Annotated in this window: 11 protein-coding genes; 10 read left to right on the forward strand and 1 reads right to left on the reverse strand. The window is 45.0% G+C overall.

The window, feature by feature from the left end:
• The first annotated feature begins 48 nt into the window (after positions 1–48).
• The 3 genes from ACESTD_RS08075 to ACESTD_RS08085 all read left to right on the forward strand — a co-directional run bounded on the left by ACESTD_RS08075 (position 49) and on the right by ACESTD_RS08085 (position 3723).
• Positions 49–495, forward strand: coding sequence for a CHAT domain-containing protein (locus ACESTD_RS08075; protein WP_195289098.1), 447 nt, complete (start codon positions 49–51; stop codon positions 493–495).
• Between the two features lie 103 nt (positions 496–598).
• Positions 599–1174 (forward strand): hypothetical protein, encoded by a 576-nt coding sequence (locus tag ACESTD_RS08080; protein WP_195289099.1) that lies wholly within the window; start codon positions 599–601, stop codon positions 1172–1174.
• A 2-nt stretch (positions 1175–1176) separates the two neighbouring features.
• Positions 1177–3723 (forward strand): CHAT domain-containing protein, encoded by a 2547-nt coding sequence (locus ACESTD_RS08085; protein WP_373158771.1) that lies wholly within the window; start codon positions 1177–1179, stop codon positions 3721–3723.
• 6 nt (positions 3724–3729) lie between these two features.
• On the opposite strand, the gene ACESTD_RS08090 is transcribed toward ACESTD_RS08085, so the two are convergent.
• Entirely contained in the window at positions 3730–4227 is a 498-nt protein-coding gene (locus ACESTD_RS08090; RefSeq protein WP_195289101.1) for a 3'-5' exonuclease, read from the reverse strand.
• Positions 4228–4537: 310 nt separating this feature from the next.
• On the opposite strand from ACESTD_RS08090, the gene ACESTD_RS08095 reads away from it, so the two are divergent.
• From ACESTD_RS08095 to ACESTD_RS08125, 7 genes are all read left to right on the forward strand, one after another.
• Positions 4538–5077, forward strand: a complete 540-nt coding sequence (locus ACESTD_RS08095; protein WP_005834443.1) for an NUDIX domain-containing protein — start codon at positions 4538–4540, stop codon at positions 5075–5077.
• 104 nt (positions 5078–5181) lie between these two features.
• Positions 5182–8226: a tetratricopeptide repeat protein gene (locus tag ACESTD_RS08100; protein ID WP_373158770.1), complete on the forward strand. Its 3045-nt coding sequence runs from the start codon at positions 5182–5184 to the stop codon at positions 8224–8226.
• Between the two features lie 15 nt (positions 8227–8241).
• Positions 8242–9873, forward strand: coding sequence for a TonB-dependent receptor (locus tag ACESTD_RS08105; protein ID WP_117589170.1), 1632 nt, complete (start codon positions 8242–8244; stop codon positions 9871–9873).
• Between the two features lie 145 nt (positions 9874–10018).
• Positions 10019–12421 (forward strand): type I DNA topoisomerase, encoded by a 2403-nt coding sequence (gene topA, locus ACESTD_RS08110; protein ID WP_195289103.1) that lies wholly within the window; start codon positions 10019–10021, stop codon positions 12419–12421.
• A 545-nt stretch (positions 12422–12966) separates the two neighbouring features.
• A complete protein-coding gene (locus tag ACESTD_RS08115) occupies positions 12967–14622 on the forward strand; it encodes a lipopolysaccharide assembly protein LapB (protein WP_195289104.1) in 1656 nt (551 codons plus the stop codon).
• 150 nt (positions 14623–14772) lie between these two features.
• A complete protein-coding gene (locus ACESTD_RS08120; RefSeq protein ID WP_055288272.1) occupies positions 14773–15126 on the forward strand; it encodes a DUF3244 domain-containing protein in 354 nt (117 codons plus the stop codon).
• A gap of 91 nt (positions 15127–15217) precedes the next feature.
• Complete coding sequence (locus tag ACESTD_RS08125; RefSeq protein ID WP_055288274.1) at positions 15218–15571, forward strand: DUF4377 domain-containing protein; 354 nt, start codon at positions 15218–15220, stop codon at positions 15569–15571.
• Positions 15572–15596: the final 25 nt, after the last annotated feature.

A 15596-nucleotide genomic window follows, 5' to 3' on the forward strand; every position in this document is an offset into this window, starting at 1 on the left:
CCTTGGCGCGGGCCGTTCCCCGACCGATGAGTTTTCTAGAGATAAATAATGCGTGACACAGTTTATTTTACACTACCGTCTGGTCTGTTTCTGTCCGGAGCAGCCGCCAGCCTTAACATGAAGAAAATCCCGGAAGATATAGAAGACGGTATATTGACTGCCAAGGAACTTTCTAAGTTAGATCTGTCAAACCTCAATTTGGCTATCCTGTCAGCTTGCCAAACGGGGTTGGGAGAGATCGTAGGGGACGGCGTTTTCGGATTGCAACGAGGATTCAAAAAAGCCGGAGCCCAGACACTCTTAATGAGTTTATGGAAAGTAGATGATACTGCCACCCAGCTACTGATGGCAGAATTCTATAAGAACTTGGTTTCCGGACAAAACAAAAGAGCAGCTTTTCTAAATGCCCAAAAATATCTGCGTAGCTATCAAAACGGAATCTACGACAAACCAGAATATTGGGCAGCCTTTATTATGCTAGATGGAATTCATTAACTAAATATTTAGAAACACCATGAAAAGAGCCCTAATCAGCATGTTATACTTGCTTACCTTTTTAACAACATGTTTTTCACAAACAGCCACATTGTCAAAGAAGATGGCAACCTATCGGGATTTTTGTTTGAAAGTCCGCGAAGGAGTAGAACTGAAAAATGTACAAACCTTGAAAGAGTGTATAGCAGAGTGGACCGGTGACATCAATACTATCATATATCAGAATGATACGGTCAGAATTACCGACTTTGACCGATTCTCCGTAACAGATGGCAGTAACGAAGTGGGGCTAAACAAACACTTACTATACCGTCCCGAATTTATTGATTCATTGATTGTCTACGACATAAGCTTTGCCAATAACTACATTGAGAAACCCTTACTCTTACGAGCATCCTACGACTGTAAACTCGTACATCGCGCGCTGGCACCACATAGTAAAGGTACATACTCATCCAAAGGTTCCGGAAAGAGAGAACTTCTGGTTGTAGCAGAGAATGGTGGCACCGTGAACCTTTACGTCAACGACGAAAAAAACGGCATCCATGTATCAGACACATCTCCTCAAGGAAAAGCCGCCGCTTGGGTCTGCTGGGAGATGGATAGTTTCGGCATATATACAATAACCGTTGAAAACACTTCCGATAAAGAGATAAGTTTCGTGATAACATCCAACTAATTATGAAAATATTCATTGCATTATTACTACTGCTGGGCAATGTTTATATACATGCGCAAAGCAACTACAATGAACTGTTCACCCGTGGGGAAGAGTTCCGTAGTAAAGGTTTATATACAAAAGCACTTCCATATTACGAAAAGGCAGAAAAGGTAGTAAAGGCCAATAGTCATAAATTAGCCCTATGGAGAGTGATGGCAGAATCCTATAAAGAAACGGCAGATTATAATAAATCTCGCTTGTACTACGAGCAAATACTCCATACGTTCAAAAACTTTCCTTACAAAGACGACGTCTTACTGAATCTCAGTGACATTTATCTACTGACCGGCTATTACGAAAAAGTCATCGAGCTACTATCTCCTCTCAACTTAAGAAAAGGCGAAGACAAACGCCTGATTAATCTGTCCAATGCTTACGCACAAACCGGTAACTCCCAAAATGCATTAGCACTTTTGGACACAGCCATCAGTCAACATGCAACAAGCAAAGACAGCATCTTCAGAAGTGCCATCCAAAATAAAGGATACATTTTGTGGAATATAAAACGCCATAAAGAAGCTTTCGAGTTATTAAGCTCCGCTTTGTCTCTATATACAGAAAATGATGCCGATCGCTATTTATGTTTGGGTAATCTGGCCATCGTAGAAAGCGAATTAGGAGATTCAGCCAAAGAGCAGTCTTATTTCAAGAAAGCGTTGGCACATATAGACGAAGCCATATCCTGGCAGCAGATAAATATCGGAAACACCCATCCAGACTATATTATCTCATTGCGGAAAAAAGCAGAAATCCTACTTAAGATGAACGCTCTTCCAGAAGCAACAACTCAATTCAAAATATATTTTGAGAAAGAAAAAGACTACATCATCTCCAACTTTGCATACATGACCGAACAAGAACGAATTAACTTCTGGAATACAAAAAAGAAAGTATTGGCAGAATGTTATGCAACGGAAGGCTTTGACCCCGACTTTTTGTTTGATGTAGCTGTATTCTCAAAATCTGTACTATTACAAACCAACATCAATATATGGCAATTGGTATCTGGCAATCAAGAATATACACAACTTTATGAAAGGCTCCATGAACTACGACTGTTACTCCGCTCATCAACCGGTAAAGAGAGACAAACTCTACAAAAAGAATATGAACAACAAGAACGCCTATTAATGAACCGGGTAAATGCTTATAAATTCTTTCTTGACAATTTGAAAGTCAATGGAAAAGACATAAGCAGAGCACTGACAAATCAGTCGGACAAAGCCATTGAGTTCATACAATATCTCAAGAATGACACAACACGTTATGCAGCATTGGTTATGCAGAAAAATAAAGCAGTTCGCTTTATTCCCATGTTCACCTTGGAAGAAATAGAACAATACACAATACAGAATAAGAAGAACTTCGGTACGCTAAAAGAGGCTATATATTCCAGAAAAATCATAGATAAGAACCACCTTTATTCCGACACGATTTCTGGGAAAAAGATATGGGATAATCTTCTTGGCGATACACCCTCCAAAACTAATATTTATTTCTCACCGGAAGGTATATTCCATCTGCTGGGTATAGAATACCTCTGCTTTGACCGCCCCGACTGCAAAATATTCCGTCTGTCATCTACCAGAAGACTATGTGAAGACAGAGGAACAGCATCCAAGCCTTCTCTGTTACTACTCGGTGGATTAAATTACAATGATGACTCTGCCGTCATACAGCACCCCGATACCCTGCCTGATCGCAGTGCCAGTGAGATATTAGGTAGAGATATGTTACCACCCGTGGTAGGGCAAGGATATACATACCTCAATGGCTCGCTGGCCGAAGTAAACAATATTCGTACGCTTATATCACCCAATAGTTGCCAACTATACCAATATTCCAAGGGAACAGAGGATATCGTCAAACAAGATATGCAGAAATACAATATGATACATATATCTACTCATGGATTTTGTTTCGACTATCAGATAATACCATCCACATTATACCTCAAGGATAATGTTTCAGAAGATTTATCCTTGTCACGATGTGGAATCATACTTTCTGGAGCCAACCGGACAGCTAAACAAGATGCCAACAATAAATACGTGGAAGATGGCATATTGACAGCAAGAGAATTATGTAACCTTAATCTAACACATGTGGAGCTGGCTGTTCTTTCCGCATGTCAAACGGGATTAGGTCGTATTACGGCCGATGGAATTGCAGGGCTGCCCAGAGGATTGAAAAAGGCCGGTGCCAACGCCATCCTTGTTTCACTGTGGGACGTAAACGACCACGCAACACAGTTACTCATGACACAATTCTATAGGAACTTGCTTAAAGGAAAAAATAAAATTGAGTCTTTACATGATGCACAAACCTATGTGCGTAATTATGAAATCGAAGTGGAGACGGGAGTTGGTAAACAACAATGGAAATCCCGGGTCAGGCAAGAAATAGACAAAACCAAAGAAAAATCTGCTTCTCCGCAAACCACCAAAATAAAGAAATATCAAGACCCATATTATTGGGCAGCCTTTTTCTTGATTGACGCGATTTAGACCATATTATCCAGATATCACCTCCTTGGCTATCCACGCACAAGCCTCCGCATCTGCCAATGCATGGTGGTGCTGCTCCAGTTGGTAGCCACAACAAGCTGCCACTGTGTGCAACTGATAGTTGGGCAATCCTTTCAGGACGCGACGTGATACCTGCAAAGTACAATGAAACTCATAATCCGGATAATCCATGCAGTAAGTACGGAAAACAGCTTTCAAGCAGCTTTCATCAAAGGCCTTGTTGTGCGCTACCAATGGTAAACCTTCAATGCGTGGAGCTATTTCCTGCCACACAACGGGAAAGATAGGAGCATCCTGGGTATCTGCCAACGTCAAGCCATGCACGCGGGTATTCCAATAAGTATAATACTCCGGCTCGGGACGGATAAGGCTATAATAATGGTCCACAATTTCTCCATCGCGTACGATAACCACTCCTACACTACAAACACTGGTACGCTGTTCATTGGCCGTTTCAAAATCAATGGCTGCAAAATCTTTCATCCTATCAGAGAATTTAATGACTCCCAAAGATAGAAATAATATTTGCGCAAGAAACATAGTCAATAAACAAATATGCTACTAACTCTAATTACCAGCGCCTTACCTTTACCAAGTCGTTACTCTATTCGGTAAAAGCTTTTACTTCATAGTGTAACGACCATTACCTAAGAATGTAAAGCCCGTTACCCCATAATGTAAACACCTTTACAGCCTATTGTAAACGCACCCGTAATATAAAAAAGAACTCCGTTCCTTTCATACTACACCTGGTTTCCATTATCTTTGTCCCCCGGACAAAGGCTAAAATATCATGGAACATCCACTTTCGCAATTCAAATATTGTCCGAAATGCGGTTCAGCCCATTTCGAAGTTCATAACGAGAAGTCGAAGCAGTGCGCCGACTGCGGTTTCGTCTACTACTTCAACCCCTCTTCCGCCACCGTCGCCTTGATACTGAACGAGCGCGACGAGCTGCTGGTGTGCCGCCGCGCCAAAGAGCCTGCCAAAGGGACGTTAGACCTCCCCGGAGGCTTCATCGACATGACCGAGACCGGTGAGGAAGGCGTTGCCCGCGAAGTAAGAGAAGAAACCGGCATGAAGGTGGCAAAGGCCGAATATCTCTTCTCCCTACCCAATATTTACATCTATTCCGGCTTCCCCGTACACACGCTGGATATGTTTTTCCGTTGTACGGTGGAGGACACCTTGCACTTCGAGGCGATGGACGACGCGGCAGACCTCTTCTTCCTCCCCTTAAAAGATATCCGTACGGAAGAGTTCGGACTCGGCTCCATCCGCAAAGGAGTGGGTATCTTCCTGGAAGACATACGGAAGAACAAAAGTGAATGATTATTCGTTCCTATTATGGTATATATCCTAAAAAAGCCAAACAAGTGTAACATTTCCGGGTTAAAACCCGTATTTTTGTAAAATACCTATTTTAACAAAAGAAGATGAAACATAAAATCTCCCGAATATTGTGCACAGCACTCTGTTGCGCACCTTTACTCGCCTCAGCACAAACAAGCGAGAAGAGTACTTCTCCCAAGCGACTCTACCAGGAAGGACAGACGTTGTTCCAACAAAAGGCATACGCCGCCGCCATCTCCCCGTTGCAAGCCTATGTACGCCAGATGAATGCAGACGGCAAGCCTCTGCCCGATACCGGCGAGCGGCAAGAAGCGGAATACATGCTGGTATGCGCCGCATACGAGCTCAGAGACCCCAAAAGCATAGACCTGCTCCGCGCCTTCCTAGACGAATATCCTGATACTCCCCATGCCAACCGCATCTATGCATTAATCGCCTCCTCCTATTTCTTCGAAGGCAATTATGACGATGCCCTCGCCATGTTCAACTCCGCCCGCCTCGACCTTCTGGGTACCGAGGAGCGTGACGACATGACCTACCGCCTTGCCACCTGCTATCTGAAGACGGGCAATGTAAAGGAAGCAGCCATCTGGTTCGAGACCCTGCGCAGCACCAGCAGGAAATATGCAGCGGACTGTGCTTACTACATCTCTTATATCCGATATACCCAAGGACGGTATGACGAAGCGCTCAGCGGTTTCCTGCCTCTGCAGGACAATGCCAAGTACAAGAACCTGGTCCCCTATTACATCGCCGAAATCTACTTGCTGAAGAAACAGTACGACAAGGCGGAAATTGTAGCGCAAAATGCCTTGTCAACCCACCCCGACGGTCTGAGCTACACGCACACGGCGGAGCTGAACCGCATCCTCGGTACAGCCGAATACCATTTCGGGAAATACCACGAAGCCATAAAGTCCTTCGAGCAATACCTGGAGCACAATGCCGAATCTGCCACTCATAGAAGAGATGCCCTCTACATGCTGGGTATGTCCTATTATCAATGCGGCGTGTATTCTCAAGTTCCTGCCATCCTTGGCGAAGTGACTACCGAGAACGACGCTCTCTCCCAAAATGCCTACCTGCACATGGGACTGGCTTACCTGCAACTGGCCGACAAGACCAAGGCACGTATGGCCTTCGAGCAGGCTGCCGCTTCCAATGCCGACCCGAAAATCAAGGAACAAGCCGCCTATAACTACGCCTTATGCATTCACGAGACCTCCTATTCCGCTTTCGGCGAATCGGTGACCGTCTTTGAGAAATTCCTGAACGAATTTCCAAACTCTCCTTATGCCGAGAAAGTCAGCAACTACCTGGTGGAAGTATACATGAATACACGCAGCTATGATGCCGCACTCAAGTCCATCGACCGTATCTCCCATCCCAGCAAAGCCATTCTGGAAGCCAAACAAAAGATTCTTTTCCAACTCGGGACCCAGTCTTTTGCCAACACGCAGTTCGAACAAGCCATCGGTTACTTCAACCAAAGCGTCACGTTGAGGCAATACAACCTCCAGACCAAGGCAGACGCCCTCTACTGGCTCGGCGAGTCTTATTACCGCCTGAACCGGATGAGAGAAGCTGCCCGCAATTTCAACGAATATCTGTCACTCACCCGGCAGAGGGATACGGAGATGTTCGCCCTTGCCTACTATAACCTGGGCTACATCGCTTTCCACCAGAAAGACTATTCGACGGCAGAGAACCGTTTCCGCAACTTTGTCCAACTGGAGAAAGGTGAAAACCCGACTGCATTGGCAGATGCCTACAACCGTATCGGTGACTGCAACCTGCACGTCCGCCGCTTCGACGAGGCCAAGCAATACTATACAAAAGCAGAAAGTCTGGGAACACCTGCCGGAGACTACTCTTACTATCAGCTGGCCCTTGTAGCCGGCCTGCAAAAAGACTATTCCGGAAAGGTTACTTTACTGGACCGCCTTGCCGTCAAATATCCCAATTCGCCTTATGCCATCAATGCCCTTTACGAAAAAGGACGCTCCTACGTACAGAGCAACAACAGCCCCCAAGCTATCGCCGCCTTCCGCGAATTGCTCGGCAAGTATCCCGAGAGTCCCGTCAGCCGTAAAGCAGCTGCAGAAATCGGCCTGCTTTACTACCAGAACGATGACTATGACCGTGCCATAGAAGCCTACAAACATGTAGTCACCCAATATCCCGGAAGCGAGGAAGCCCGCCTTGCCATGCGCGACTTGAAGTCCATCTACGTAGATGCCAACCGCGTGGATGAGTTTGCCGCCCTTGCCGCCCAAATGCCGGGAGAAATCCGCTTCGAACCCAGTGAGCAAGACTCGCTGACTTACATCGCTGCCGAAAAAGTATATATGAAAGGCGAAGCCGTACCTGCCAAAGAGAGTTTCACCCGCTATCTGCAAAGTTATCCGGGAGGCGCTTTCAGCCTGAATGCACACTACTACCTCTGCGTCATAGGCAAAGAGCAGAAAGATGACGAGGCGGTATTGGAACATGCCGGAAAACTGCTGGAATACCCCGATAACCCATATTCTGAAGAGGCTTTGCTGATGCATGGAGAAATTCTGTTCAACCGCCAGCAATATGACCTGGCATTGGCCGACTACAAAAAATTGCAGGCCAAAGCCACCACGGCAGAGCGCCGCCAGCTTGGCGCTATCGGTGTACTGCGCTGTGGAGCACTGATGCATGATGATGCGGAAGTCATCAACGCCGCCACAGCCTTGCTTGCCGAAGCCAAGCTGTCTCCGGAGCTCCGGAACGAGGCGTTGTACTACCGTGCCAAGGCATACCTCAACCAGAAAGCCGACAAGAAGGCAATGGATGACCTTCAGCTGCTGGCCAAAGACACCCGTACCCTTTATGGAGCCGAAGCCAAATATCTGGTGGCATTACAATGGTACAACGCCGGTAATTATGCCTCTGCAGAAAAGGAAATCCTTAATTTCATCGACCAGAGCACACCGCATGCCTACTGGCTGGCACGCAGTTTCATCCTTCTGTCTGATGTATATGTAGCCATGGACAAGAAGCTCGATGCACGCCAATACCTATTGAGCCTGCAGCAGAACTACCAGGCCGACGACGATATAGCAAGCATGATTAACGAAAGACTGGAGAAATTAAAGTAAGAAATATAGCACATTATGAAAAAGATACAATATATCCTCGCAGGAACTATGCTTGTCTCCCTCTCTTTGGGAGCACAAGCCCAGACACAACCCCAAGACACCACCATGAACCGTACGGTAGTCGTGGAACAAGAATATAATCCGGACATCATGGATGCCTCCAAAGTGAACGTGCTTCCCAAGGTGGAACCTCCTACCGTCAGCAAAAAGGCGGTGGAATATGACGCCACCCTGATGCCGGCAACCCATATCCCGGCAGGTATCATGCAAGCCTATACCGGAAAAGAGACGCAGGCGAAAGCGCTGCCCGGATATGTACGCTTGGGATACGGTAACTACGGTAACCTCGATGTACGCGCCAACTACCTCTTCTCTTTATCCCCCAAAGACCGCCTCAACCTGACATTCACAATGGATGGCATGGATGGCAAACTGGACTTGCCGGATAATGGCGGGAAGTGGAATTCATTCTACTACCGTACCCATGCTGCCATGGATTATGTACATGCCTTCAGCAAAGTCGATTTGAATATTGCCGGAAAGTTCAACCAAAGCAATTTCAATTTCCTGCCCGACTTCGTCAGCAACAAGCAGAAATTCGTTTCGGGTGATGTACATTTCGGGGTAAGTTCCACGAGCGACGATATGCCTCTCCAATTCCGTGCCGAAACCAATTTGTTGGTCTACCAGCGCCAACACGACCTCATGGTGAGCAATATCAAAGAAAATATCGTGCGTACCAAAGCCGATGTCACCGGTTCCATCTCCGATGAGCAGACCATCGGCATGGCTTTTGCCATGGACAATACATTCTACAGCGACGGACGTTTCGAGAATCACACCGACGTAGACTTCAATCCATACTATCTCTTTCAGAATGACGACTGGAAAATACGTCTCGGCGCACACGTCGACCTGGCTTTCGGTTTCGGCAAGAAGTTCCGCGCCGCTCCCGACGTAGAAATACAATACATCTTCTCGGACAGCTACATCCTCTACGCACAAGGTAAGGGAGGACGGCTACAGAACGATTTCCGCCGTCTGGAAACCATTACGCCTTATGGCATTACAAACCAGCAACTTGACAATACCTACGAACAGCTCAACGCAGCCGTCGGCTTCAAGGCAAGCCCGGTCAGCGGATTGTGGTTCAACCTATACGGCGGGTATCAAGATTTGAAAAACGACCTGATTGACACTCCGACTGTCAAGTCCGACGGGATAAGCAATGTTTTCCTCACAGAAGACACCAAGAACCTCTACGCCGGAGCCGACCTGAGCTACAACTACAAGGATGTTTTCTATCTCGCCGCCAATGCCGTCTATCGCCATTGGACAACGGACTCAGACGGTTCTGATGTCGTAGTAAGTTTCAAACCGGCCGTAGAAGGCAATCTCAATCTCAAGGTACGCCCCATCTCCCCACTGCTTGTCGGCATCGGCTATCAGCACATCTCACGCCAAGGCGTGGAGGGCAACAAGGCGGACCCCGTCAGCAATCTCTATCTGAACGGCAGCTACGAACTCTTCAAAGGTATCTCCGTGTATGCGCGCGTGAACAACTTGCTGAACAAAGATTACCAGTACTACTGGGGATACCCTTCAGAAGGTCTCAGTTTCTTAGGCGGAGTAAGCTTCCTCTTTTAATAGAGGCAGCACAAGCCGAAGCTCTAATTTGAACAAAAAAGGTCATTTTTGCTAAATTCTCCTTATATTATAAGGTGGGAAGAATCTTTTTTTCCTACTTTTGCGGGCGAATTCAGTGGCGGGAGTCACTAAAAAACAGAAATTTATGCAGAAAAACCTTGTCATAGTCGAGTCTCCGGCGAAAGCAAAAACCATCGAGAAATTCCTTGGAAAAGATTTCAAAGTCCTTTCCAGCTACGGCCATATACGTGATTTGAAGAAAAAAGAATTCAGTATTGACGTAGACAAAGACTTCAAACCGCATTACGAGATACCGGCGGATAAAAAGAAACTCGTAACCCAGCTGAAAGAAGAAGCCGAGCAGGCAGAAACCGTATGGCTGGCTTCCGATGAGGACCGCGAAGGGGAAGCCATCGCATGGCACTTGTACGAAGTGCTGAAACTGAAACCGGAACACACCAGACGTATCGTCTTCCATGAAATCACCAAAGGTGCCATCCTGAAAGCGATAGAAAATCCCCGTGACATTGACATCAACTTGGTCGATGCCCAGCAAGCCCGACGTATCCTGGACCGTATCGTAGGTTTTGAACTTTCACCGGTATTGTGGAAGAAAGTGAAACCTGCCCTTTCTGCAGGCCGTGTACAGTCCGTAGCCGTCCGTCTCATTGTAGAGCGCGAACGCGAGATACATGCATTCCAAACCGAAGCATCCTACCGTGTTACTGCCGTATTCCTCGTTCCGGACACTGACGGCAAAACAGTGGAAATGAAAGCCGAACTGGCGCATCGGCTCAAGACAAAGGCAGAAGCCCGGAAATTGCTGGAGAGCTGTAAAGCAGCTACGTTTACCATCAGCGACATCACTACCCGTCCGCTGAAGAAAACTCCCGCCGCCCCGTTCACCACCTCTACCTTGCAGCAGGAGGCTGCCCGCAAACTGGGATTCACCGTGGCACAGACCATGATGGTGGCGCAACGTCTGTACGAATCCGGATTGATAACCTACATGCGTACCGACTCCGTCAACCTTTCCGAACTTGCCGTCAACGCCAGCCGTGAAACCATCTCCAACCTGATGGGCGAACGTTACGTACACAACCGCCACTTCGCCACCAAGACCAAAGGAGCGCAAGAGGCCCACGAAGCTATCCGCCCCACCTATATGGAGAATGCCAAGATAGAAGGTACCCCGCAGGAAAGAAAGCTGTACGACCTCATCTGGAAACGTACCATCGCCTCGCAGATGGCAGATGCCGAAGTGGAAAAGACAACCGTAACCATTGCTATCAGCAACGAGACGGAGACTTTCACTGCAACCGGCGAAGTGGTGAAATTCGACGGTTTCCTCCGTGTCTACCGCGAATCATACGATGATGACGTAGAAACCCAGGAAGATGAGGCACGCCTACTGCCCCCTCTGAAAAAAGGACAGAAGCTCGAACATGAAGGTATCACCGCTACCGAACGTTTCACCCAACACCCTCCCCGCTACACGGAAGCAAGCCTTGTGCGCAAATTGGAGGAACTGGGTATCGGACGTCCGTCTACCTATGCTCCTACCATTTCCACCATCCAGCAACGCGAATACGTGATAAAAGGAGAAAAAGCAGGTGAAGAACGCACCTACAATGTGCTCAACCTGCAGGGTAATGAAATAACGGACAACAACCATACAGAAATCACCGGAGCTGAAAAGTCAAAACTGATGCCGACAGACACCGGTATTGTGGTCAATGACTTCCTGATAGAGTACTTCCCGGACATCCTTGACTACAACTTCACTGCGAGCGTCGAAAAGCAATTCGACGAAATAGCCGAAGGTGACAAGCAATGGACCGCCATTCTGAAAACATTCTATAAAAAATTCCATCCTTCAGTAGAAAACACGCTTGCCGCGAAAACCGCCCACAAGGCAGGCGAACGGATTCTGGGAACAGACCCCGTCAGCGGAAAGCAAGTGTCTGTAAAAATCGGACGTTTCGGCCCAGTAGCACAGATAGGTACTGCCGAAGATGAGGAAAAGCCCCGTTTCGCTCAGGTAAAAAAAGAAATGTCCATCGAGACCATTACGCTGGAAGAAGCGCTGGAGCTGTTCAAACTTCCCCGTACTCTCGGAGAGTACGAAGGTAAGAATGTAGTCGTAGGTGCGGGACGTTTCGGACCTTATATCCAGAACAACGGCTTGTATGCCTCATTACCCAAGACAATGGACCCGATGACTGTTACGCTGGAAGAAGCTATTGAACTTTTGCAAAAGAAACAAGAAGCAGAAGCCCAGAAACATATCAAGAAGTTTGAGGAAGAACCGGAACTGGAAATCCTGAATGGACGCTATGGCCCTTACATCGCTTATAAAGGCAGCAACTACAAGATTCCTAAAGACATCATCCCTCAAGACCTAAGCCTTCAGGCTTGTCTGGAGATTGTGAAACTGCAAAGCGACAAGGATACGGGCAAGTCGAAACGGACTGCAAAGGCGGTGAAAGCAACGAAAACTACGAAAACAACCGCCAAAGCAACTGCCAAAACGAGCAAGACGAAATAGGATGAAGCCGATTTACTCTTCCTTTCATATCGGAAGAGTTTCGGACAATCCGAAAGAAGCCCAAGGTTCAGAGTACCAAAATACTTTTTTGTACAACCAGAGTTTTCACGGTATTTGTCATCTCTGCATGCCCGATTCTTCAGGCACGGATGATGCGGATAAAGAAAGCCAATAGTGCCACTGCAACATCACTGCATATCTTATGCAGTGTCACTGCAATAGTGTTGCAGTGGCGCTGCAAAAGGCGTGCAGTAGTTTTGCAGTGGAGTTGCACTGATTATCAACATCTTATTTTACCCACATAAAATGAGGGAAAAGATTTATCTACATAAAATGGAGGAAAACACTCCTTTAGCCAGTTTTTGTAAAAAAGCCTTGTGTCTTCGTTAAATATTGCATATATTCGCCGTGCATGCAAGATGGATAAGTAAAACTCAACCGTCAAGATGCAAAAAAGACAATATACCATGAAGCAAATCAACCTTTTATCGGCACTCCTGCTGCTATGCCTCTATGCCTGCAACAACAAACCATATCCTCATACTATGCAAGTGGCAGATAAATTGGTATATAGTAATCCGGACAGTGCCTGCCTATTGCTGGAACAACTCCGTGACAGTATCACTACAGAACCCAAAGCCACACAGATATATTACCAACTACTGAACATAAAGGCCAGAGACAAAGCCTATATTACACATACCTCTGACAGCCTCATCCTGGAAGTTCTGCATTATTATGAAGATAAAAAAGACAAAACGCATTTACCCGAAGCATATTACTATGCCGGGCGAGTATATGCCGACTTAGGAGATGCCCCACAAGCATTAGACTACTATCAGAAAGCAGCAGAACTGTTGGAAGGAAGTACGGATTACCGATTGCAGAAAGTGATTTATAGTCAAATGGGAGAATTGTTCCTTTATCAGGGAGTATATGAAGAGGCGATGAAAACATACAAAAAAGCTTATCGGTATAGTGCATTGACCAAAGATGAAAGAAGTATAATTGTCAACCTCTGCAATATAGGGACAACTTGGATGGCTTTCGATAAGCAAGACAGTATTTTACACTATTATACACTTGCACTAGCACAAGCCGAGAAGAACAAAGATAAAGAATCAATAACCATGATGCACTATCGCTTCATTGATCTATATATCCAACTAAAGCAATACGATTCAGCCAAAGCCATATTGCAAACGGTCATACTTTCTACACCACCACAAGAAACAGCGCAATATGCAACCGTTGCAGCTTCATATCACGAAATGGGGAAATTTGATTCTGCACAGCACTACTATAATATCATGCTGAAGAGTGATAATATCTATGCCCTACAAGCCGCTCATTGGGGATTAGCAAAAATCTCAGAAAGAGATTCCAATTGCTCTTCCATTTTATATCACCTCCAGCACTACAATGAATTGACCGATTCCATCAAAAACATTACAGACAGCGAAAGTATCCGTAAAATGCAGTCACTTTACAATTATCAACTACATGAAAAAGAAAGTAACCGATTAAAAAACCAAAGTACCCGCCAACAGTTCTGGATATTATCTTCACTCTTGACATTAAGTATTCTGGTGCTTGTCTTCCTTATTTATTTTTACACAAACAAACAAAAGAAAGCCCGTTTGGAGAATAGCTTGAAAGAGCTGAAACGGCAAAAAGAGGAGCAGTACCAAAGAAGTACACAATACATTGAAGACAATAAGCACAAAATAGCGCTATTGGAAAAAGATTTGCAAACAACCAATCAGAGCAACAATGCTATGCAAAAGCTGCTCTTGGCACAAAAAGAGCAGATACTTCACATGAACTGCAAAATAGAAGCAGACCAAAAAGAACAATCCTTAGCCGAAATAGCCTTTCGCCAATCCGATATTTACTGCAAATTCAAAGATGCCGCTAACGACAATAAACCTATTGATGCCCAAGACTGGGAAATGCTACGCATCAAAGTGGATCGTTGCTATAAAGATTTCACAGCACGCCTGCAAGCCATCTACCCCGTAAGCGACATTGAAATGAAAATCTGCCTATTACTCAAAATAGGAATCAACGTAACAGGTATCGCACAGCTTACCAGAAGAACTAAATCAGCCATTGTCTCTGCCCGCAAAAAGCTGTATGAAAAGACACACGGGGAAGTTGGCAAACCGGAACAATGGGACAAAATTATTCAGTCGTTATAGATGCCTATATAAAAAGGTACAGTTATACACACAAAAATCGCACAAAATAGCACGTCAAAACAAGAACCGCACAAAAACCGCACAGTTCTTAAATGAGAAACAAATTGAAATCCCATAAATTCGCAAACTAAAACTCAAATACATCAAATTATGAAACGTTTGCTTATTATTATTTGTTCTTGCCTTCTTTACATAGGATTATGTTCAGCTAAGACGAAAATATATTTAGAGAGAAAGCAAAAAAACGCCCAAACGCGTTCTTTAGTCACAGAACCAACGGCCAACCACGAAGGCAATACCATCTATCTACAATCCGATGTCTCCATAAAGGAACTTCAAGTAACCGTCAAAGACGAAAAAGGAAACATCATTTCTTCAGAGTTCATTTCTCTCTCTTCCCAGCAATCCTATGCTTTTTCTATAGGAGGTGCAAAAGAAGGAATTTATATTTTAGAGTTGAATGACGGAAAAGAGGAATATTACGGCTATTTTGAAATCTACTAATAGAATCAAACATGAAAATAGTTTGAATTAAAAAAACAATAAACGAGAACTCAAAAACGCCCAATTATCTACATCTCTAATTAAATTTGAAATGAAGAAAATCTTACTCACACTATTAATATACATAGCATATTGTATTTTTGTACAATGCGAAAATGATAAGCTACAAGAAAGTTTAGTTATTGCCACTATACTTTCAAAAACTGTAAATACAGTAGACCCTATTACGCTTAATGAAAACAAAAAAATGCAATTATTAGAGGAAAACAGTAATGAAATAGTATTACTTTCTCTAAATGCAATTAAAGAATTTACATACCAAGAAGGATACGAATATAAGTTAAGCCTATTAAAAACAAAAATTGAAAAGCCAGAATACATTGTAGACGCTCCTTCATTTGAATACAAATTATTAAATACAATTTCAAAAATGAAAGTAGAGTAGTAAACTAACATACCATACTTCATTA

It is taken from the genome of Bacteroides sp. AR20, assembly GCF_964250605.1.
GTDB classification, from domain to species: Bacteria; Bacteroidota; Bacteroidia; order Bacteroidales; family Bacteroidaceae; genus Bacteroides; species Bacteroides uniformis.